The organism is Clostridia bacterium (genome assembly GCA_016887505.1).
In the GTDB taxonomy this organism is placed as follows: domain Bacteria; phylum Bacillota; class TC1; order TC1; family UBA5767; genus UBA5767.
Map to the genome: position 1 here is coordinate 1,945,001 of CP069393.1, position 23,185 is coordinate 1,968,185.

Below are 23,185 nucleotides of genomic sequence, written 5' to 3' on the forward strand. Positions count from 1 at the left end.
CACCGAAACTTTGGCATTAATTTATTAATGGGTAGGGGAGCGTTCTGTGTGCGGAGAAGGGAAGCTGTAAGGCGACTTGGAGAGCACAGAAGTGAGAATGCCGGTATAAGTATGCGATAAGGGGAGTGAGAATCTCCCCCGCCAAAAACCTAAGGTTTCCTGGGGAAGGCTCGTCCGCCCAGGGTAAGCCGGGACCTAAGCTGAGGCCGAAAGGCGTAGGCGATGGACAATTGATTGATATTTCAATGCTACCTGTACGCCATTTGAGGATGGAGTGACGCAGGAGGGTAGGCATGGCGCACTGATGGATATGTGCGTGCAAGCAAGTAGGGTGTGATGTAGGAAAATCCGCATCACATAAACCTGAGATGTTACGCCGAGCGAAATTAAGTAGCGAAGCAGCTGACCCCACACTGACAAGAAAAGCTTCTAACGAGGAGTACAGGTACCCGTACCGTAAACCGACACAGGTAGGAAGGGTGAGAATCCTAAGGCGCGCGAGAGAACCTTCGTTAAGGAACTCGGCAAAATGACCCCGTAACTTCGGGAGAAGGGGTGCCCCCCGGTGTAAAGAGCGCACGCTCTGAGCATTGAGGGGCCGCAGAGAATTGGCCCAGGCGACTGTTTACCAAAAACACAGGTGCCTGCTAAATCGATGAGATGATGTATAGGTGCTGACGCCTGCCCGGTGCTGGAAGGTTAAGGGAAAATGTTATCCTTCGGGAGAAGCATAGAACTGAAGCCCCAGTAAACGGCGGCCGTAACTATAACGGTCCTAAGGTAGCGAAATTCCTTGTCGGGTAAGTTCCGACCCGCACGAAAGGCGTAACGATCTGGGCACTGTCTCAACGAAGGACTCGGCGAAATTGTAGTACCAGTGAAGATGCTGGTTACCTGCGGCAGGACAGAAAGACCCCGTGGAGCTTTACTGTAGCCTGACATTGAATTTCGATACACTATGTACAGCATAGGTGGGAGACTTGGAAGCATGTACGCTAGTATGTGTGGAGTCACCGGTGGGATACCACTCTTAGTGTATTGGACTTCTAACCAGTGGCCGTGATCCGGTCATGGGACAGTGTCAGGTGGGCAGTTTGACTGGGGCGGTCGCCTCCCAAAGAGTAACGGAGGCGCCCAAAGGCTGGTTCAGGATGGTTGGAAATCATCCGCAGAGTGTAAAGGCATAAACCAGCTTGACTGCGAGACTGACGGGTCGAGCAGGGATGAAAGTCGGGCTTAGTGATCCGGTGGTTCCGAGTGGAAGGGCCATCGCTCAACGGATAAAAGCTACCCCGGGGATAACAGGCTTATCTCCCCCAAGAGTTCACATCGACGGGGAGGTTTGGCACCTCGATGTCGGCTCATCGCATCCTGGGGCTGTAGTAGGTCCCAAGGGTTGGGCTGTTCGCCCATTAAAGCGGTACGCGAGCTGGGTTCAGAACGTCGTGAGACAGTTCGGTCCCTATCCGCCGCAGGCGTAGGAAACTTGAGGAGAGCTGCTCCTAGTACGAGAGGACCGGAGTGGACGAACCGCTGGTGTACCAGTTGTCCTGCCAAGGGCATAGCTGGGTAGCTACGTTCGGAAAGGATAAGCGCTGAAAGCATCTAAGCGCGAAGCCTACTTCAAGACAAGGTTTCCCATGGAGTTAATCCAGTAAGACCCCAGAGAGAAGATCTGGTTGATAGGTTGGGAGTGGAAGTGCAGTAATGCATGCAGCTGACCAATACTAATCGGTCGAGGGCTTCACCAGAAGCCACTTAAAGGAAAGATAACTTTTAGTACTGCTTTACGAAAGCTGTGTAGTTTTCAAAGAACAAGAAAACCCAATTGCAAGGTATGTAAATAGGATAACAATTTCTGGTGATGATTGCGAAAAGGAACCACCCGTAACCATTCCGAACACGGAAGTTAAGCTTTTCAGCGCTGATGGTACTTGGGCGTTGGCCCCGGGAGAGTAGGACGTTGCCAGAATTAATTTTAAAGGACGAGCTTTGGCTCGTTCCTTTTTTTTATGCGGTTTTTTGTATGGTACAATAGGAGAACAAAGACTGAACAAGGAGGAAGCAAAGATGAGAAGGAATGCGATAATTATTTTAACTATCATCTGCATGATCCTTTCATTTGGTTGCAGTTCTGAAAAAACGAAACAAGAAGCATTACAGGATGAATCAATAAATGAAGTAGAGCAACAAACAATACGGGAATTTGGTACAAGATTCAACATAGATGGTCAAAAAGGAAGCATGATTGTTTACTATGATAAAGCAGGAGTAAGTGTAAAAGTGGAGTATCTAGAAGAGGAGCAGAGCATGGAAAGCATAAGTAAGCTGTCTGAACTTGATGGCATGCTTGTCGCGGAAAAGTATCGTCTCGTTCAAGGTAATCCAAAACCGTTACTAGCGATTTACGCTACAGATAGGGATGGAGAAAGAAACCAGGTTATTTTCTATAAATTGGATGAAAAAATGGTCTTTCAGTATATGGGTAAAATCGTAGATGAGGATAATTTTATTGAACTTGGGGAAATTAAAATTATTGAGGACACGGTTGTATTCGGTAGCAAGAGCTATGAAATGGCTGATATTATGCTAGATCGTGTCACATCAACAACAGATAAGGATAAATTTTTAGAGTATTTGGGACAGCCAGCCTACAGCATAGTATCCGAGCTTGGACAAGCAGATACCGTGGATAAAAGCCTATCAGAAGAATCTTGGTCTTATCTGGATGAGGGTCTAGAACTTCAGATCTTACAAGGCGATATTGTTGGGACTATTATTACGAGTGGTCGTATACTGGGAATAGAGGTTAACCAAGAATTTTCAGAAGAGAAATGGGAAAACTATGATCGATATGCACTTGAGACGCTTTCAACAAGTTCCAATCGTTATTTAGTAGCACATTTTGATTACGGAAAGTACTTTGTAGAACTTCATTTGCTAGAAGAAAATAATAGTAAGAAAATTGTTTCAATTGGTGTTTCACTAAGCGAACTATACCAAGCTAGATTGAAAGAAGACCACGTAGTGGTGGATCGTTTTGGAAATCTTCTTTTTGCAGAAAATAAGGATTCTTGGTCTGCACAATTGAAAAAAGAAGATGGGTGGCTACAAATTAAGATTCTTGGATATGAGCGCGAGAATGCAGTACTGTTTCTTCAAGCGAAAAGAGTGGGCGTCGTCGGAGTATATCATTATGATCTACTAAAACAAAAGGCTACCTTATTAATGGATAACCCAGAGTCAGTTGAATTTTCAGGAGGGACACTTAGAGTATCTACTACTGGAGAAAGACGGTATTTTGATTTAGGCGGTATCGATGTAACGGACAAGATAATGGGAATAGATGAGGACGATATTCAGGTGGAATTCTATATTCAATCTGATACCCTATTTTATTTGCCGGAGAACACGCGAGACTATTTGGTCTTGAAAAACCTATCTCAATTATTAGAAGATGAGTATATTCGTATTGAGACATCCTTTGACCCAGAAACGAATCGCGGTTTTTTGTCTGCCTTCAAAGAAACGAAGGATGAATTGTATGACTTGTATGTGTTCTATCCTGAGTTGAGTCAAATAAAACTGTTGGATTCTGGTATCTTGGCGCACGAAGTGATTTGGATTCAAAATGAAAAGGGCATTACAGTAACGAACAATAATAGTACAAGGTGTTATGACCTAGATGGGAACATGTTGGATAATTGTGATGGAGAGCTGAATTAGATAAGAGGTTATTATGAAAAGAGTATTGTTAATATATAACCCGATGGCGGGCACACAAGAATTTAATGTATTGTTGGATGAGGCGATTTCGGTTTTTCAACGAGAGGGAATTCAATTAGATATCTACCGTAGCAGAGAGCAGATGGACTTTTACAATTATCTTGAACAAAGTGCCTGCACTTTGTATCAAGCGGTCATCGTGGCTGGGGGTGATGGGTCCGTAAGCTTGGCTTTGAATGCGATGATGAAAAAAGACATTCGCATACCACTCGGGATTATTCCAGCTGGAACGAGCAATGATTTTGCCTATTACTTAGGTATTTCACCTAATTTACATGAGGCAATCCGGCAATTATCCAAAATGAACACTAGATGGATTGATGTGGGAAAAGTAAATGATATATATTTTATTAATGTGTGTGGGGGAGGCGTTCTACCGAATGTGGCCCATAAAGTGGACAGAGAAGCTAAAAATATCTGGGGCAAGGCTGCCTATTATGTGAATGGATTTATGGAGATGGGGAAAAACAAGACGTTCCGTATAAAGCTCCGGGCAGACGAAGAGGAATTTGAGATGGATGTGTTCCTCTATTTGGTAATGAATGGTCCCAGCGCGGGTGGCTTCACCAAGATGGGCGTTAAAGCCTCTGCGGATGACGGGAAATTGGACTTTATTGCCATTAAGTCTCTAAATTTAATAGATGTTCCTATGCTTTTTTCAAAGATATTGCGGGGAGAGCATTTCAATGACAATCATGTGCAATATTTAAAAGGAGAAAATTTCGAAATTGACTTTTTATCAGGAGACAAGGAAACAGAAGCAACGAGTGTAGATGGAGAAATGGGCCCCGATTATCCCTTATCCATTCAAGTATGCAAACACCATCTGGAGGTTATTTTTTAGGTATGGAAAACGAAATGGTATTAATCAGCAGTTGCCTCTTGGGTGTGCGATGCCGGTACGACGCAAAAGCGGTAGAGCCCCATCCTGAGGCTCTTAGAATCTTCAAGCAGGGAAGTGCATTGGTTCTTTGCCCAGAGATGTTAGGTGGGCTCTCTTGTCCTCGTGATCCGGCAGAGATACAGTCTGATGGAAGGATTATGACAGAGTCTGGAGAAGATGTCACAGAGGAATTTCTTTTTGGGGCAAAAAAAGTATTGGAAGTGTGTCTTAGCTTAGGCGTGAAAAAAGCTTATCTAAAAGAGCGGAGTCCTTCTTGTGGGAGTAGCAAAGTATATGACGGAACATTCAGCCGAACCTTGATTCCTGGATGGGGTGTATGCGCAGCCTTACTTCGTGAGCATGGTATTGAAGTTGCAGGCGAAGATGAACTAGACCATATATATGCTGAAAAACAAAAAAAATAAAAAAACTGAAATTAACTGTTGACTCTGAGTACTCAAGCTAGTATTATACTACTTGTGCCACGGACATAGAGAACGCGGCGCAGAACGATTTGGTCTTTGAAAACTGAACAGTGAATAACAAATACATGCCCGATTCAATTAATGAATCGAAAAAAAGCAAGACTATACTCGAAAGAGTAAAGAGTAAAAGTAACGAGTCGAATTAGACTTCCAAACTGATACTAAAGCGTTTCGGCGCTGAAGATAAAATCTGATGGAGAGTTTGATCCTGGCTCAGGACGAACGCTGGCGGCGTGCTTAACACATGCAAGTTGAACGGACCACCTTTTTGAATCCTTCGGGTGAAGAAAAGAATGGTTAGTAGCGGACGGGTGAGTAACACGTGGGCAATCTGCCCTTTAGACTGGAATAACACCGGGAAACTGGTGCTAATACCGGATGAGATTTTCCTAAGGCATCTTGGGAAAATGAAAGGAGGCCTCTCTATAGAAGCTCCCGCTAAAGGATGAGCCCGCGTCCCATTAGCTAGTTGGTAAGGTAATGGCTTACCAAGGCGACGATGGGTAGCCGGCCTGAGAGGGTGAACGGCCACACTGGGACTGAGACACGGCCCAGACTCCTACGGGAGGCAGCAGTGGGGAATATTGCGCAATGGGGGAAACCCTGACGCAGCAACGCCGCGTGAACGATGAAGGCTTTCGGGTCGTAAAGTTCTGTCAAGTGGGACGAAGGCTTATAGGTTAATAGCCTATGAGATGACGGTACCTATAGAGGAAGCTCCGGCTAACTACGTGCCAGCAGCCGCGGTAATACGTAGGGAGCGAGCGTTGTCCGGAATTACTGGGCGTAAAGGGCGCGTAGGCGGTTATTTAAGTCAGATGTGAAAAACCGAGGCTCAACCTCGGCCTTGCATTTGAAACTGGATGACTTGAGGATGAGAGAGGAAAGTGGAATTCCTAGTGTAGCGGTGAAATGCGTAGATATTAGGAGGAACACCAGTGGCGAAGGCGACTTTCTGGCTCATACCTGACGCTGAGGCGCGAAAGCGTGGGGAGCAAACAGGATTAGATACCCTGGTAGTCCACGCCGTAAACGATGAGCACTAGGTGTAGGAGGTATCGACCCCTTCTGTGCCGCAGCTAACGCATTAAGTGCTCCGCCTGGGGAGTACGATCGCAAGATTGAAACTCAAAGGAATTGACGGGGGCCCGCACAAGCGGTGGAGCATGTGGTTTAATTCGACGCAACGCGAAGAACCTTACCAAATCTTGACATCCCTTGAATTACTGTGTAATGCAGGAAGTCCTTCGGGACAAGGAGACAGGTGGTGCATGGCTGTCGTCAGCTCGTGCCGTGAGGTGTTGGGTTAAGTCCCGCAACGAGCGCAACCCCTATCGTATGTTGCTACCATTAAGTTGAGGACTCATACGAGACTGCCGGTGACAAACCGGAGGAAGGTGGGGACGACGTCAAGTCATCATGCCCCTTATGATTTGGGCTACACACGTGCTACAATGGGACATACAGAGGGCAGCGAAGCCGCGAGGTGAAGCGAATCCCAGAAAGTGTCTCTCAGTTCGGATTGCAGGCTGCAACTCGCCTGCATGAAGTCGGAATCGCTAGTAATCGCAGGTCAGCATACTGCGGTGAATACGTTCCCGGGCCTTGTACACACCGCCCGTCACACCACGGAAGTTAGCAACACCCAAAGTCGGGGAAGTAACTCTTCGGAGAGCAAACCGCCTAAGGTGGGGTTGATGACTGGGGTGAAGTCGTAACAAGGTAGCCGTATCGGAAGGTGCGGCTGGATCACCTCCTTTCTAAGGAGACCATCCATTGCGTGAGGCGATGGAGACTTCTAGGTCGTAATCGGGCTTAATTCACTGTTCACTTTTCAAGGACTGAATGTTCTTGAAAACTTGTTCTTTGAAAACTACATAGCGAAAGTAAAGCAAAAAAACTCAAGAAAAACATACGCATGTGAATGCAGTTTTTTTTAAGCAATTTAGCAAGAGTAAATAAAGTAATAAAAGAAATCTTATACCATTAAGAGGCAATTTAAACAAGAAACATACACAAAGGTGAAGCTAGTAAGAGCATATGGTGGATGCCTTGGCACTAAGAGGCGATGAAGGACGTGGTAAGCTGCGAAAAGCTTTGGGGAGCCGCAAGCAGGCATTGATCCAGAGATATCCGAATGGGGAAACCCTATATGAGTAATATCATATAACCCTATGGTGAATCAAATAGCCATAGAGGAGCGAACCCGGAGAACTGAAACATCTAAGTATCCGGAGGAGGAGAAAGAAAACTCGATTTCCTAAGTAGCGGCGAGCGAAATGGAAATAGCCCAAACCAGAAGAGATTCTGGGGTTGTAGGACTGCAATATGGGATTGAATTAGGTTAGTCGAACAGATTGGGAAATCTGGCCAAAGAGAGTGAGAGCCTCGTAGACGAAAGCCGAAGGCACCTTAGCAGTATCCTGAGTACCACTGAACACGTGAAACTCGGTGGGAACCCGGGGGGACCACCCCCCAAGGCTAAATACTCCTTAGTGACCGATAGTGAACCAGTACCGTGAGGGAAAGGTGAAAAGGACCCCGGGAGGGGAGTGAAATAGAACCTGAAACCATGTGCTTACAAACAGTTGGAGCGAAAGTGACAGCGTACTTTTTGTGTAACGGACCGGCGAGTTGTGGTATCAAGCGAGGTTAAGTGCTTCAGGCACGGAGCCGAAGGGAAACCAAGTCTGAATAGGGCGAAAGTTTGGTGCTGCAGACCCGAAACCGAGTGATCTATCCATGGGCAGAGTGAAGCGGAAGTAAAATTTCGTGGAGGCTCGAACCGACTTACGTTGAAAAGTGAGCGGATGACCTGTGGATAGGGGTGAAATTCCAATCGAACTCGGAGATAGCTGGTTCTCCCCGAAATAGCTTTAGGGCTAGCCTCGGCGTTGAGATTTATGGAGGTAGAGCACTGAATAGACTAGGGGCCCTAAAGGGTTACCGAATCTTATCAAACTCCGAATGCCATAAATTATAGCCGGGAGTCAGACTGCGGGTGACAAGGTTCGTAGTCGAGAGGGAAACAGCCCAGACCAACAGTTAAGGTCCCCAAGTATAGACTAAGTGGAAAAGGATGTAGGGACGCCCAGACAACCAGGATGTTGGCTTAGAAGCAGCCATCATTTAAAGAGTGCGTAATAGCTCACTGGTCGAGTGGCCCTGCGCCGAAAATGTAACGGGGCTCAAGTCTAACACCGAAACTTTGGCATTAATTTATTAATGGGTAGGGGAGCGTTCTGTGTGCGGAGAAGGGAAGCTGTAAGGCGACTTGGAGAGCACAGAAGTGAGAATGCCGGTATAAGTATGCGATAAGGGGAGTGAGAATCTCCCCCGCCAAAAACCTAAGGTTTCCTGGGGAAGGCTCGTCCGCCCAGGGTAAGCCGGGACCTAAGCTGAGGCCGAAAGGCGTAGGCGATGGACAATTGATTGATATTTCAATGCTACCTGTACGCCATTTGAGGATGGAGTGACGCAGGAGGGTAGGCATGGCGCACTGATGGATATGTGCGTGCAAGCAAGTAGGGTGTGATGTAGGAAAATCCGCATCACATAAACCTGAGATGTTACGCCGAGCGAAATTAAGTAGCGAAGCAGCTGACCCCACACTGACAAGAAAAGCTTCTAACGAGGAGTACAGGTACCCGTACCGTAAACCGACACAGGTAGGAAGGGTGAGAATCCTAAGGCGCGCGAGAGAACCTTCGTTAAGGAACTCGGCAAAATGACCCCGTAACTTCGGGAGAAGGGGTGCCCCCCGGTGTAAAGAGCGCACGCTCTGAGCATTGAGGGGCCGCAGAGAATTGGCCCAGGCGACTGTTTACCAAAAACACAGGTGCCTGCTAAATCGATGAGATGATGTATAGGTGCTGACGCCTGCCCGGTGCTGGAAGGTTAAGGGAAAATGTTATCCTTCGGGAGAAGCATAGAACTGAAGCCCCAGTAAACGGCGGCCGTAACTATAACGGTCCTAAGGTAGCGAAATTCCTTGTCGGGTAAGTTCCGACCCGCACGAAAGGCGTAACGATCTGGGCACTGTCTCAACGAAGGACTCGGCGAAATTGTAGTACCAGTGAAGATGCTGGTTACCTGCGGCAGGACAGAAAGACCCCGTGGAGCTTTACTGTAGCCTGACATTGAATTTCGATACACTATGTACAGCATAGGTGGGAGACTTGGAAGCATGTACGCTAGTATGTGTGGAGTCACCGGTGGGATACCACTCTTAGTGTATTGGACTTCTAACCAGTGGCCGTGATCCGGTCATGGGACAGTGTCAGGTGGGCAGTTTGACTGGGGCGGTCGCCTCCCAAAGAGTAACGGAGGCGCCCAAAGGCTGGTTCAGGATGGTTGGAAATCATCCGCAGAGTGTAAAGGCATAAACCAGCTTGACTGCGAGACTGACGGGTCGAGCAGGGATGAAAGTCGGGCTTAGTGATCCGGTGGTTCCGAGTGGAAGGGCCATCGCTCAACGGATAAAAGCTACCCCGGGGATAACAGGCTTATCTCCCCCAAGAGTTCACATCGACGGGGAGGTTTGGCACCTCGATGTCGGCTCATCGCATCCTGGGGCTGTAGTAGGTCCCAAGGGTTGGGCTGTTCGCCCATTAAAGCGGTACGCGAGCTGGGTTCAGAACGTCGTGAGACAGTTCGGTCCCTATCCGCCGCAGGCGTAGGAAACTTGAGGAGAGCTGCTCCTAGTACGAGAGGACCGGAGTGGACGAACCGCTGGTGTACCAGTTGTCCTGCCAAGGGCATAGCTGGGTAGCTACGTTCGGAAAGGATAAGCGCTGAAAGCATCTAAGCGCGAAGCCTACTTCAAGACAAGGTTTCCCATGGAGTTAATCCAGTAAGACCCCAGAGAGAAGATCTGGTTGATAGGTTGGGAGTGGAAGTGCAGTAATGCATGCAGCTGACCAATACTAATCGGTCGAGGGCTTCACCAGAAGCCACTTAAAGGAAAGATAACTTTTAGTACTGCTTTACGAAAGCTGTGTAGTTTTCAAAGAACAAGAAAACCCAATTGCGAGGTATGTAAATAGGATAACAATTTCTGGTGATGATTGCGAAAAGGAACCACCCGTAACCATTCCGAACACGGAAGTTAAGCTTTTCAGCGCTGATGGTACTTGGGCATTGGCCCCGGGAGAGTAGGACGTTGCCAGAATTAATTTTAAAGGACGAGCTTTGGCTCGTTCCTTTTTTTTATGCGGTTTTTTGTATGGTACAATAGGAGAAATTAAGAGAAGGATGCTAAACATATAGTCAATTTTCTTTGGTCATAAAGAAAATAATATCAGGTTGCTTGCAGAGAAATACTTGAAAATGCAAGATGGGAAGACAGATTGGTGCTGGTCGTATACAATTAAGTGCGCAAAAGTAATTTTCAAAAAAGGAAAGCCATCAGGAACTCCGAATTAGGTAAGTGACGAAACTATCCGAAAAGGAGATCAACTGATGACTCAACTTAATTCTAATCTACCCTTTGAAAAAATGCTACTCAAATTCATGACTGCTGAAGATCCTATGCTAGCGATGCTGAACTGGCTTTGCGATCAACTCATGCAAGTTGAGTTTGCAGAAGAAATCGGTGCTGGCAAATCTGAGCGCACCGAAACCCGTAAGAAGTATCGCGCTGGATACCGTCCAAGACGTTTTGACACCAGAATGGGCAGCATGTACTTGATGGTACCCAAACCACGTAAGGGAGGCTATATACCCTTCTTCGTGACTGAACGGAAACGATCCGAAGTGGCTCTGATCAATGTTATACAAGAGGCATTCATCAACGGAGTTTCCACCAGGAAAATCGAGAAGCTTGCCAAGAGCCTAGGTATTGAATCTATTTCAAGGAGCCAGGTCAGTAATATAACCAAGGAATTACAGTCTCAGGTAGATGCATTTTTGAACCGGAAATTGGATAAGGAATATCCTGTCCTTTGGGTCGATGCCCTTTACGAAAAGATTCGCGTTGATGGGCATGTCGCCAATATGGCAGTCCATGTTGTCTGTGGTCTCAGAACCGATGGTACCAGGGATATTCTGGCCGTTGAACCCATGTATGAAGAGTCCAAGTCTAGCTACAATCACATGTTTGACTCTTTGAAGGAACGTGGCTTAGAGAAAGTCTGGCTGGTTGTCAGCGATGCTCACAAAGGGCTCGTGGCCTCTGTGAAAGAATCGTTCATCGGTACTACATGGCAACGTTGCAAGGTTCACTTCATGAGAAACATCTTGGCGCATATACCTGCAAAGGAAAAGAAATCCTTTGCCGCAAAACTTAAAAACATATGGCTTCAGCCTGATGAACAAGCTGCACGGTCCTATGCAAACCTGATTATGGATGAATACGAATCCCGTTTTCCTAAAGCGATTGAAACACTGGAAGATGGGCTTGAGGACTCAATTAGATTCTACGAATTTCCTCGAATTGACTCTCGTAAGATTTCATCTACAAATATGATTGAGAGACTCAACCGAGAGATCCGCCGTCGTTCCGGTGTTGTAGGTGTTTTTCCTACTGTTGATTCATATGTCCGGCTAGTCACCAGCTACCTTATTGAATACAGTGAAGATTGGTCTACTGGTCGTTCTTATGTAAAACCTGAAACTCTTGAGCTGACTGCTTCTGAGCGACAACAAGCAGCTTGATCGGCACAATGCCTAATTCAATACTGATGAAATTGCGCACTTAACTTGACACTAACTTGGTGCTAAATAGTGTAGAATTGCAGAAAAGAATTGGACTCAAGCACAACCTATGATATGATAAGTGCTACTAATTAGCGCATGAAAGTGCGGAGGAGACTATGAAATTATCTAATAGATTGACAACGATGCAAGAATCACCAATCCGTAAATTGGTACCACTTGCAGAACAAGCAAAGAAAAAAGGATTAGAAGTAATTCATTTGAATATTGGACAGCCTGATATTAAAACACCAAAACAGTTTAAACAGGCTATTAATGATTTTGATGTGGACGTGATTGCCTATTCATTTTCTCAAGGAGATCCATCTTTGATTAAAGCGATTATTGAGTATTATAAGCGCTATGATATGGATTTTGCCGAAGATGAAGTCTTAATAACCAATGGTGGTAGTGAAGCGCTCATTTTTGCAATTTATGCAGTAGCGGATGCTGGTGATGAGATTTTGATTCCAGAACCGTTCTATACAAATTATAATGGATTTTCTAGACCAGCTAATGTGAATGTAGTACCCATCACGACCAAGAGTGAGGAAGCATTTTGCCTGCCTCCTATGACAGAAATTGAGAAACTGATTACAGATAAAACCAAGGCCATTCTCTTTTCTAATCCAGGAAACCCAACCGGGGCAGTGTACAACCAAGAAGAGTTGAAAATGCTGGCTGAAATAGCGATAAAGTATGATTTGTTCATTATTGCGGATGAAGTCTATCGAGAGTTTGTCTATGAAGGACTTGATTATGTGAGCATGGGTAACATTGAAGGTATCCAAGACCGCGTAATCATTGTAGACAGCATATCCAAGAGATTTTCGGCATGCGGTGCTAGAATAGGCTCTTTGGCTTCAAAAAATAAGGGCCTAATGGCCTCTATGATGAAACTATGTCAGGCCAGATTGTGTGTGCCCACATTGGAGCAAGTGGGTGCTACAGAACTCTATCGGATGGGTGCTGATTATTTTGAAACTGTAAAAGAAGAATATGACCGACGCAGAATGATTGTCTATGAAGGAATCAATCGCATTGATGGTGCGATGTGCAAAAAACCAAGGGGCGCTTTTTACGTGGTGGTAGACTTGCCGATAGATGATGCTGACAAATTTGCTCGTTGGATGTTGACTGATTTTAGCTATGAGGGGGCCACCTTGATGGTAGCGCCTGCTGGTGGATTTTATGCAACAACGGGTCAAGGCAAGAACCAGGTCAGACTGGCCTATGTGTTGGAAGAATCAAAACTCCGAAAGGGTATTACTGTGTTAGAGAAAGCACTGGAAGCCTATAACAGCTAAATTGCATAAGCGTCAAGATATGCCGGTGGATCAAACAAGATTCGCTGGCATTTGTATATTAAAGGGATAAGTGACCAAGAGATTTTTAAGCCATATACTACTATATTTCCGCTCGTTCTGATAGAATGGAGTGATATTGTAAGGGGGAAAAAGATGGAAAAATCTACAACGAAAGGGTATCTTTTCATTGCGATGGCCGCTATACTGTTTGGCTTTCAAGGTGTTCTCAGCAGATACGTTTTAAACTACAATATCTCTGCAATGACCTTGGCATTTCTGAAGACATCGATTGGAGCAGTTGTACTGTTGGCACTAATGCTGGTTTTCCGCGTCCGTACGTTTCGAATTGCCCCCAGTGATATTATGGCCTTCATTTTATATGGAGTGCTTGGGGTGGGCTTATTCAGTTATTTCTTTTTTGTCGCAATAGAACGTACCAATGTTATGACGGCGGTAACCTTAATGTATACTTCGGGTGCTTTTACAATTCTATTGGCTGCCTACTTTTTAAAGGAAAAAATCACCAAGAATAAACTGATCAGCGTAGCGGTAACTTTTGTAGGAACACTGTTGGTGGTTGTCGGTTATAATTTGGACCAACTGGTTTTTGACCCGCTAGGACTATTGGCAGGAATTGCAGTGGGTGCAACGTATGGATTTTATAATGTAAACAGCAAAAAGTTTGTTAAAAAATACAACACCTGGATTGCCAATTTTTACTCCGTTGCGATTGCGGCAGTATTCCTAAGTTTTTTCGTAAATCCGATAGAAATTTTCACGGGAGAAATTATCCCTGGGTCCGCTTGGAAATTTATTTTTCTGCTGTCTTTTTTAACGTATGGGGTAGCCTATACCTTATTTATTCAAGGTTTTAAAACAGTAGAAGCGGGACGAGGCGGGATTGTTGCCAATATTGAACCAGTAGTATCTGTGGTGCTTGCAAGGATTTTCTTTCAAGAGAACATGGGCATACTTCAGGCGATTGGTTTCGTTTTAATATTTTTAGCAATTTTCATCACAACTCGAAAAGAATCTGTTTCCAATAGTATAATGAAGGAAAAAGTGATTTGATATGTGCGAGATGAAGGGTCCAATTGGCCGAGCAATCGATGGATGGCAAAAAAGGCAGACAACTCGGTTGTCGATGCCGGGACACAAGGGCAACGACAAGATTTTGCCTGCGCTAAGTCGCTTTCGTGATATAACAGAGCTACCTGAATTCGATAATCTTCATGCTCCCCAAGCCTGTATCTTACGCAGCGAACAACAAATTGCTGACATTTATAAGGTGAAGAAGAGCTATTTTTTAGTAAATGGTGCTTCTGGTGGTCTCAAAGCATCCTTGCTTTCCCTAGGAGATTCTGCTAAGACACTTCGCATACCACGAAATGCCCATCGATCTATTTGGCAAGGCTGTTTGCTGGCAGGGATTGAACCAGTCTATATACAACCGGACTTGAGCCAGGGAATCATATTACCACCGAGTATCGAATCATACCAAAGAAAATCTGCTGATGCGACCCTTATTCTTACGACCAGCTATGAGGGTGCGGTGATAGACTACAGCGAATTAGCCGGAGATGGAATTCTAATTGCGGATGAGGCCCATGGTTCTCATTTGTCCTTTGGTAATATCAAGTCAGCAATATCGTATGCAGATATCACGGTGCATGGAACACATAAGACCTTAGGTAGCCTAACCCAATCCGGTTTGCTACATAGCAACAATAAGATACCACAAGATCGATTGCTAGAGTCTTTGTCTATGATGGAATCCACCAGCCCTTCCTGGTTATTACTATCTTCTGTGGAAGAAGCAGTAATTGTATGGGATCAGATGAAGCGACATGGCGAACTACAAAGGCTCTGGGAGCGTTGTGCATGCCTTAGAGCGCGTATCAATAGGATTCCCGGCTTCCGTATACCAGAGGGAATAAAGGATGTACAATGGGACCCATTGCACCTTTGTATTCAGACAGAAGATGGATTAAATGGCGGAAGGCTACTCAACATACTGGAAACAGAATTTGCAGTGGACTTAGAAATGAGCACGGATGGATATATCGTTGGAATACTGGGGCCCTTTGATAACCCAGAAACAGATGAACAATTATTACATGCCTTGGAAGAGTTGTCTCGAAAGATGGAGCTAAAGGATCAATTTGGCAAACGAGAACAATTATATTGGCCCCAGCCTGAACAGGTGATTGGTTTGAAGCAGGCTTATGATGCAAAAAAACGTCAAGTGAATCTTGCGGCAGCGGCGGGATGCATTGCTGCAACCCCTGTCAGTGCCTATCCACCAGGAATTCCGCTACTCTTACCAGGTGAGAAAATTAGCCAAGAACTCTGTGAAATCTTGATGAATTGGCAAAAGCAGGGTGTTTGGATTGAAGGCTTGGCAGATGGAAAAATAAAAGTAATCGAGGACTGACATGTTTATCACATTTGAAGGACCGGACGGATCCGGCAAGACAACACAAATTGAAAGGCTTACACAAACATTAGAAGCATCAGGATGCCATGTGGTTTGCACAAGAGAGCCTGGAGGCACCCAAGTTGCAGAGAAGATTCGTGATATTTTACTTTTCGAGATGGAAGAAACCATTCATAAAGAAACGGAGATGCTACTCTATGCAAGTGCTAGAGCACAACATGTACGCGAGCTAATCATTCCCTCGCTAGAAGCAGGCTATGTGGTTCTTTGTGATCGATACATAGACTCCAGCTTGGTCTACCAAGGCATGGCACGAGGTCTTTCGCTAGAAACAGTGCTTGCGGTCAATGAGCTAGCAATCGGTGGTGTTTGGCCAGATTTGACGTTTGTGCTGGACCTTCCTGTAGATGAATCCCTTAGCCGTTTGCAAAAAATGAATAAAGAATTGGATAGGCTAGAGCAAGAGAAAAAAGAGTTTAAAGAAAAAACAAGGCAGGGATATTTGCAACTCAAGAAAATGTATCCGGAGCGTATTGTCTTGCTAGATGCTATGGAAAAACCAAATATTCTGCAGAAAGTCATCTGGGAAACTACCCAGGAGGCGATGAAGTGATGAAGAACTTTCGAAAGATAAGAGGACAAGAGCGTCTCGTTGAGCGCTTACAAAACGACATTAGCAAACAACAATTAAAACATGCCTATTTGTTTGTCGGCCCGAAAGGAGTAGGCAAACGAACCTTAGCACAAGCATTTGCCAAGACCATATTATGTGGCAATATGAGTGAACGACCAGATGCCTGCGATTCTTGTGAGACCTGTCAAATTTTGGACCATGATAACCATCCAGATTTTTATTGGATGCGCCCGGAACCAGGGAAAGATTACCGAATTGATGCCATACGCGAGATGCAAAAGACCTTGTCTTATAAACCAGTGTCTGGAGAATACCGCATCATCTTGCTAGATGAAACAGAAAAGTTAGGTTTAACTTGTGGCAATGCCTTGCTAAAGAGTATCGAGGAACCGCCAGAGGGTACAATTTTCATATTGGTCTCCTCCTCTTTGGAAGGATTGCTTTCCACTATAGTATCCCGTTGTCAAGTGATGCAGTTTTCGTCACTTAGTTCAGAAACAGTGAAAGAACTGTTTCTTTCGGATTATGGTTTGGATGAAAAACGTGCATCCCTATTGGCAGGTCTATCTTCCAACACCATGGAAGTGGCAGATTATGCAGAACAAGCACAAGAAATGTTGGAGTGGTTGGATTTTTCAGATATTGATAGGATTATAAGAGAAAGCCCGCATGAATTATGGGATTTGTCACAGTCACTGGAGAAGCAAGAACATATCGTTCAGATTATTGGTTATTGGCGTAAATCGCTTAGGGATTCACTGGTTCGTTCTATTGATAAAGAGATTGAACCGATGCTCGACCGAGATGAACCAATTTGGGAAGAGGACTACATACTAGGTGCCTTGGAACTAATGAGTGAAGCCATTAGGGCTTTGGAACAAAGAGCGAATAAAAGGATGACAGTAGATGTATTGCTACAGAAACTTAGAAAAGCAGCTACCGCGTAGAAAGGACTAGAAGCATGGATAAAAAAATAGAAGTCAAAGTAGTAGGGATACGCTTCAAAGAAGTCGGTAAGGTCTACTATTTCGATCCAGACGACTTAGAAATAAAAGTAGGGGATCAAGTTATCGTTGAAACGGTAAGAGGCAAGGAATTTGGTGAAGCTGTAGTTGGTCCACGCTGGATTGATGAAAAGGAAGTAAACCAACCCTTGCGCAAAATTATCCGCAAGGCGACCAAGGATGATAAGATTCAGCTAGCGAAAAACCATGAAGATGAGCGCGAAGCATTATCTGTATGCTCCCAAAAAGTGGAGGAGCACCAATTGCCTATGAAATTGGTGGATGTTGAGTACACCTTTGACCGCAGTAAAATTATATTTTATTTTACTGCAGAAGGACGAGTAGATTTCAGAAACTTGGTTAAAGACTTAGCTTCAGTATTCAGGACTCGTATTGAACTTCGTCAAATTGGCGTGCGAGATGAGGCCAAGATGATTGGAGGATTGGGTTCTTGTGGCCGAGAGCTCTGTTGCAGTACCTTTTTGGGGGACTTCGAGACCGTGTCTATCAAAATGGCCAAAGAGCAAAATTTATCCTTAAATCCCAACAAGATATCTGGTATTTGCGGACGTCTGATGTGTTGTCTCAAATATGAGAATGAAAACTATGAAAACCTTAAAAAGAAAATGCCAAGAGAAGGAACTAGGGTAAAGACCGTCTTTGGTGTTGGCGTTATTGACTCCGTGTACTTGCTTCAAGAACAAATTTCCGTAAAATTTGCGGATGGCAAAAAAGAAATTTTCACCATGGAAGATGTGGAGAAAGTGGACAAAGCGACACCACTCGACCCAATGGAGAGCAACGCGACGGATAACCATGCACGGATGAAACCATCTTCGGATAAGCCACACGAACAACACAAACCGAAAGAAAGACCAAAGAAAAAAGCAGAACCAAAAGACCGAAAAAAAGAAGTGCAAGCCGCAGACAGCGGAGAAGAAAAGAAAAAATCCCGTAACAGCAGACGCCGTAGGAATAACAAAAATAAAAAGAAAACAGATTCATCTGGACAGCAATCGTCGCAAGAACAGTCCGGGCAGTTGAAGAAAAATAGTAATAAAAATAGTAAGAAACCGGAAAAGAAAGTTCAGGAAAATAATTCGAACAAGAAAAAATACAATTACCGGAACAAAAACAAGAAGAGTGGTGGGCAAAACGAGAATTCTGCCCCGGCATCAAGAGGCAACAATGAGAATAACTGAATCAATTATTGCACTGGAAGATCAGCTTAAAAATCTTTTGGAGGAAGTTTCTGAAATCAAGATGCAAGTTTATGCACTTGAGGAAAAGAACAAGCAGGATTTTGATAAAGTTTATGAGAATAGCGAAGCCCAAAGCCATGAACATCTACTGAAGCTATATGAAGAAGGCTTTCATATTTGTCCAGAACATTTTGCAGGAGTGCGGGATGCGAATCAAGACTGCTTGTTCTGCCTAAGCTTTTTAAGTGAAGTGCGAGGAAAGAAAAATGAGTGAGGAAATCTGTTCCCTGGAATGGATAAATGATAGATATAAAATCTACCAGCCTAAAAAAGGGTATCGCTTCAACATGGACTCTCTCCTTCTAGCGGCCTTTGCGAGGCCACAGCAGAAGGCGGAGGTCCTGGACATTGGGACAGGAACAGGTGTGATTCCATTATTGCTATTGTCCAAGAATGAAAGCCTTAGGATTACTGGTGTTGAAATTCAAGAAGCACTAGCACTTCTTGCTCAAAGAAGCTGTGCGGAAAATGGCCTTAAACAAGTAAAAATATTGCACCAGGATGTACGCAATCTCGGTGCAGAGTATTCCAATCGCTTTCAGGTGGTAATCAGCAACCCGCCGTATTTTCGGCAGAATGCAGCCATCTTAAGTAGCGATTCTGTAAAGGTGCAGGCGAGACATGAAATCACGCTCTGCTTGGATGAATTATTTCAGATAGCATACAAAACGATGCGCCCGAAGGGACACTTTTACTGCATATACCCAATTGGACGATTTTTGGAGACGATTCAGGCGGCTAAACATAATAAAATCCATCCACTAAGAATCCGCATGATTCATAGCAAAAAAGAAAAGGGGGCGAGAGCCTTCCTCTTTATGGGTGGAAAAGATGCTGGTAGCGAACTTAAGGTGGAGAAACCCTTGATTCTTCATGAAGATGATGGTAAATATAGTAAGGAACTGGCACGAGTGATGGAAGGAGGCTTGCTAGATGGATACTAAAGGACAACTGATTTTGGTGACCACACCCATCGGCAACCTAGATGAGATGACGCCTCGTGCAGTCAGCGTGCTTCAGAATGCAGATGTGGTTGCGGCAGAAGATACCCGAGTGAGCAGAAAACTGTTTAACCGTTTTGAAATTCGCACTCATATGCTTAGCTACCACAAATACAATGAAAAAGAAAGAGCGCCAGAGCTTATTGAAAAGATGCTGGCTGGTAAGACGGTGGCCGTGATTACGGACGCTGGAATACCCTGTATTTCTGATCCAGGAAACATACTGGTAAAAGAGTCTATCGCAGCAGGAATTCCCGTATTAGCAGTAGGCTGTGGTTCAGCAGCCATGCATGCATTGGTTGTATCCGGGCTGCCTGCTGACCGGTTTTACTTTCAAGGATTTTTGCCCAAAGAAAAAAATGAGAAAAGAAAGATGCTGGAGGGACTGCTTCAAATAAAGGAAACGATGATTTTTTATATTTCCCCTCATGCAATAAAGAAAGAACTTTCATTGATTCGTGAAATACTAAGCAACCGAGAAGCTTCTCTTTCTAGAGAAATGACAAAGTTTTACGAAGAAACCAGGAGAGGAACGCTAGAAGAATTAATAACTAGTGTTGAGGAAAATAAACCACAAGGGGAAATGGTGCTGGTTGTGGCTGGTGCTAAACCAGTAGAAATGGACACAAAAGAAGCATATTCAGAAATGGTAGCGTTGATTGAGGCCGGCTTACGAGTCAAGGCGGCGGCTTCTTATGTGGCCAATAAATACGAAGAAAGCAAGCGAGAGTTATATAATCGCTATATAGAGGAAGAAAAGAATAGTGAGTGAATGGATTCAATCGAAAAGAGGGGGAATCATACTGGCTATTATAGCCTGTGTGCTTTGGGGCAGTGCCTATCCTGTACTAAAGATTTGTTTTAAGGATATGGGCCTAGCAGACGCTGGAGGCATGAGCCTAGTTGCTTTTGCCGGTCTTAGATTTCTGCTTGCAGCCTGCATTATCTGGCTACTTAGTTTGGGAGTGCTAAAACTGAAAATCCCTAGAAATAAGGAATTTATCCGAAAAGCTATTGTAATTGGTTTATTCCAAACTACCTTACTGTATTATTTTTTTTATAGTGGATTGTCAGTTACTTCAGGAATGAAGTCGGCAATACTAAATGCTAGTGGGACGTTTTTTCTAGTGGTGCTAGCCCATTTCTTTTTGCCAGAAGATCAGTTAAACCGCGGAAAATGGCTGGGCATTTTAATGGGTTTTTTGGGCATTATTGCCGTGAACTGGGGTGCCGGTTTTGACCTTGAATTTTCAATGACAGGGGAAGGGTTCATTATTCTATGTTGCCTATTCGCATCTATTGGCGATATCTTGACCAAAAAATTATCTGGAGGAATCCACCCGTTTCTATTGAATGCAGGTCAGATGACCTTCGGTAGCCTATTGCTACTACTAGTGGGTAGAGACGAAGTGGTGCCGGTATTGCAGGTTCTGAAAGGACGCTCGCTGATTCTATTCTTTTATGCAGCATTATTATCTGCACTGGCCTTTTCCATATGGTTTAGTGTGTTAAAATATCATAAGGCTGGGGAAATTGCGGTATTCAGATTTGTGATTCCGTTAGCGGGAGCATTTCTTTCCGCCTTGTTTATACCGGGCGAACATTTTAGTATGAAACTACTTTTGGGTCTATTGTTGGTTTGTGTGGGCATTGTCTTCGTTCACCAGAAAGGTCTAAGAGAAGAATTTAGAGAAAATAGAGAAAAGAGTTAGAGGGAGGAATAGGCAATGAGCAAGAAAAGATTTTACGTAACCACACCCATTTACTATCCAAGCGATAAGCTACATATTGGACATGCGCTGACTACAACGATGGCAGATACCATATCTCGCTATAAGAAACTGTTAGGATATGAGACTTTTTTCCTGACAGGCTCTGATGAGCATGGGCAGAAGATTGAAAAAACAGCGACTGAAGTTGGTATGAAACCGATAGAATATACGGATAAAATAGTTGCTGGATTTCAAGAACTATGGAAAAAATTGGATATTGAGTATGATGATTTTATTCGCACAACTCAAAAACGGCACTATGATACCGTATCGAAGATTTTTACTAAGATTTACGAAAAAGGTGATATCTACAAGTCAGAGTATGAAGGCTTTTACTGTACTCCTTGTGAGACGTTCTTTACGGAACGTCAATTGGAGGAGGGGTGTTGCCCGGATTGTGGCCGTAAGGTAGATGTGGTTCGTGAAGAATCTTACTTTTTCAAGATGAGCAAATATGCAGATGATCTCATTGCTTATATTGAGGCTCATCCACATTTTATTCAGCCGGAGACTAGAAGAAACGAGATGCTTAGCTTTTTGAAATCGGGCTTAGAGGATTTGTGCATTTCTAGAACGACCTTTGACTGGGGTATTCCGGTTCCCATTGATGACAAACATGTAATCTATGTCTGGTTTGATGCATTGACAAACTATTTAACCGCGCTGGATTATTTGAATGAAGGAGAACTATACCAAAAATTCTGGAAAGAAAATGATGAGATTCTACATTTAGTAGGCAAGGATATTGTTCGTTTCCATACAATTATTTGGCCCATAATTCTTATGGCGGCTGATGTTAAAATTCCGGATAGGGTGTTTGCTCATGGATGGCTACTGCTAGAAGGCAAAAAGATGAGTAAATCCAAAGGCAATGTGGTTGATCCCATGACCTTGATTGACAAATATGGTTCTGATGCTATCCGTTACTTTTTGCTAAGAGAAATGCCCTATGGGGAGGACGGATATTATTCTGAAGAAGCACTAGTCATGAGAATCAATACGGATTTAGCGAACGACTATGGCAACCTTTTATCTAGGACAACTTCTATGATTGATAAGTTTTGCCAAGGCAAGATTCCTAAAAAGACTGTTGAAGACAGTATGGATAAAGAATTTGCAAGCATAGCAAAAGAAATTAAGGCTGCTTATGTACCACATATGGAAGCGCTACAATTTGGTAAAGCGTTACAAGAAGTATGGAAAATAATTGCTCGTGGAAATAAATATATTGAGGAATCGGCTCCTTGGGCATTGGCAAAAGATGATTCAAAAAAAGAAAAGCTGAATGCAGTGATGTACAATTTAGCAGAGACCCTTCGTGTAGCGACCATTTATCTTTCACCATTTATGCCTGCAACCCTACCCAAGGTCTTTGACCAATTGGGTATCGATGAACCTAGTCTTAAGAGCTGGGAGAGTGTTGATTTTGGGGCAGCCATTGAAGGTATAACGGTAAGACGAAAGGATCCTATTTTCCCAAGAATTGATCCTAAAGTAGCCCTTAAAGTAGATGAAAAACAAGAAGTAGCAAAAGAAAATAAGAAATCTAAAACCAAAGAAACTAAAAAGGAACTTGTTGAGGAAAATGCCAATCTGATAAGCTTCGATGAGTTCACCAAAACAGACCTGAGGGTAGCGGAAATAGTAGAAGCGGAAAAAGTTGAGAAGACAGATAAACTAATCAAGCTTCTCCTTCAAGTGGGAGACAAGAAAAGGATCATCGTGGCAGGGATTGCTCTTCATTATGCACCCGAAGAATTATTGGGTAAAAAAATAATTATTGTAGCCAATCTGAAGCCAGCGAAGCTAAGGGGAATAGAATCCCATGGTATGCTCCTAGCTGCATCTACTGCGGATAAGAAAATAATGACCTTAATCACTGTAGATTCTGACATTCCCAGTGGCAGCAAGGTAGGCTAAT

Annotated in this window: 15 protein-coding genes and 5 rRNA genes (1 of these 20 only partly in view); all 20 read left to right on the forward strand. The window is 44.1% G+C overall.

Going from position 1 to position 23,185, the window contains the following annotated elements; all coding sequences use genetic code 11:
* Nucleotides 1–1,751: ribosomal RNA gene (locus JR334_09250) — 23S ribosomal RNA — on the forward strand (it extends 1,178 nt beyond the left edge of the window).
* A 106-nt stretch (nucleotides 1,752–1,857) separates the two neighbouring features.
* Nucleotides 1,858–1,972: ribosomal RNA gene (gene rrf, locus JR334_09255) — 5S ribosomal RNA — on the forward strand.
* Nucleotides 1,973–2,070: 98 nt separating this feature from the next.
* Nucleotides 2,071–3,726 carry a hypothetical protein gene (locus JR334_09260; protein QRN85139.1) on the forward strand — a complete coding sequence of 552 codons (1,656 nt, stop codon included), beginning with the start codon at nucleotides 2,071–2,073 and terminating at the stop codon, nucleotides 3,724–3,726.
* 13 nt (nucleotides 3,727–3,739) lie between these two features.
* On the forward strand, nucleotides 3,740–4,630 hold the full coding sequence (locus JR334_09265) for a YegS/Rv2252/BmrU family lipid kinase (GenBank protein ID QRN85140.1): 891 nt from the start codon (nucleotides 3,740–3,742) through the stop codon (nucleotides 4,628–4,630).
* Between the two features lie 14 nt (nucleotides 4,631–4,644).
* A complete protein-coding gene (locus tag JR334_09270; GenBank protein ID QRN86905.1) occupies nucleotides 4,645–5,094 on the forward strand; it encodes a DUF523 domain-containing protein in 450 nt (149 codons plus the stop codon).
* Between the two features lie 250 nt (nucleotides 5,095–5,344).
* A 16S ribosomal RNA gene (locus JR334_09275) occupies nucleotides 5,345–6,914 on the forward strand.
* Between the two features lie 260 nt (nucleotides 6,915–7,174).
* Nucleotides 7,175–10,103: ribosomal RNA gene (locus JR334_09280) — 23S ribosomal RNA — on the forward strand.
* A 106-nt stretch (nucleotides 10,104–10,209) separates the two neighbouring features.
* Nucleotides 10,210–10,324 (forward strand): 5S ribosomal RNA (rrf, locus tag JR334_09285).
* The 16S, 23S and 5S rRNA genes sit together here, the layout of an rRNA operon.
* 290 nt (nucleotides 10,325–10,614) lie before the next feature.
* Nucleotides 10,615–11,808, forward strand: coding sequence for an IS256 family transposase (locus JR334_09290; GenBank protein ID QRN85141.1), 1,194 nt, complete (start codon nucleotides 10,615–10,617; stop codon nucleotides 11,806–11,808).
* 158 nt (nucleotides 11,809–11,966) lie between these two features.
* Nucleotides 11,967–13,154 carry a pyridoxal phosphate-dependent aminotransferase gene (locus JR334_09295; GenBank protein ID QRN85142.1) on the forward strand — a complete coding sequence of 396 codons (1,188 nt, stop codon included), beginning with the start codon at nucleotides 11,967–11,969 and terminating at the stop codon, nucleotides 13,152–13,154.
* Nucleotides 13,155–13,307: 153 nt separating this feature from the next.
* Nucleotides 13,308–14,225: an EamA family transporter gene (locus JR334_09300; protein ID QRN85143.1), complete on the forward strand. Its 918-nt coding sequence runs from the start codon at nucleotides 13,308–13,310 to the stop codon at nucleotides 14,223–14,225.
* 1 nt (nucleotide 14,226) lies between these two features.
* Nucleotides 14,227–15,588, forward strand: coding sequence for a hypothetical protein (locus JR334_09305; GenBank protein QRN85144.1), 1,362 nt, complete (start codon nucleotides 14,227–14,229; stop codon nucleotides 15,586–15,588).
* Between the two features lies 1 nt (nucleotide 15,589).
* A complete protein-coding gene (locus JR334_09310; protein QRN85145.1) occupies nucleotides 15,590–16,204 on the forward strand; it encodes a dTMP kinase in 615 nt (204 codons plus the stop codon).
* A complete protein-coding gene (holB, locus tag JR334_09315) occupies nucleotides 16,201–17,172 on the forward strand; it encodes a DNA polymerase III subunit delta' (GenBank protein QRN85146.1) in 972 nt (323 codons plus the stop codon). The genes JR334_09310 and holB overlap by 4 nt, the downstream gene beginning before the upstream one ends.
* A 14-nt stretch (nucleotides 17,173–17,186) precedes the next feature.
* Complete coding sequence (locus JR334_09320; GenBank protein QRN85147.1) at nucleotides 17,187–18,431, forward strand: stage 0 sporulation family protein; 1,245 nt, start codon at nucleotides 17,187–17,189, stop codon at nucleotides 18,429–18,431.
* Nucleotides 18,418–18,705: a DUF972 family protein gene (locus JR334_09325; GenBank protein QRN85148.1), complete on the forward strand. Its 288-nt coding sequence runs from the start codon at nucleotides 18,418–18,420 to the stop codon at nucleotides 18,703–18,705. Before JR334_09320 ends, JR334_09325 begins: the two co-directional genes overlap by 14 nt.
* Nucleotides 18,698–19,435 carry a methyltransferase gene (locus JR334_09330; GenBank protein QRN85149.1) on the forward strand — a complete coding sequence of 246 codons (738 nt, stop codon included), beginning with the start codon at nucleotides 18,698–18,700 and terminating at the stop codon, nucleotides 19,433–19,435. The genes JR334_09325 and JR334_09330 overlap by 8 nt, the downstream gene beginning before the upstream one ends.
* On the forward strand, nucleotides 19,425–20,264 hold the full coding sequence (gene rsmI / locus JR334_09335; GenBank protein ID QRN85150.1) for a 16S rRNA (cytidine(1402)-2'-O)-methyltransferase: 840 nt from the start codon (nucleotides 19,425–19,427) through the stop codon (nucleotides 20,262–20,264). Before JR334_09330 ends, rsmI begins: the two co-directional genes overlap by 11 nt.
* Entirely contained in the window at nucleotides 20,257–21,204 is a 948-nt protein-coding gene (locus JR334_09340; protein QRN85151.1) for a DMT family transporter, read from the forward strand. Before rsmI ends, JR334_09340 begins: the two co-directional genes overlap by 8 nt.
* A gap of 15 nt (nucleotides 21,205–21,219) precedes the next feature.
* The gene (metG, locus tag JR334_09345; GenBank protein ID QRN85152.1) at nucleotides 21,220–23,184 is read left to right on the forward strand and encodes a methionine--tRNA ligase; all 1,965 of its coding nucleotides are present in this window, start codon (nucleotides 21,220–21,222) and stop codon (nucleotides 23,182–23,184) included.
* Nucleotide 23,185: the final 1 nt, after the last annotated feature.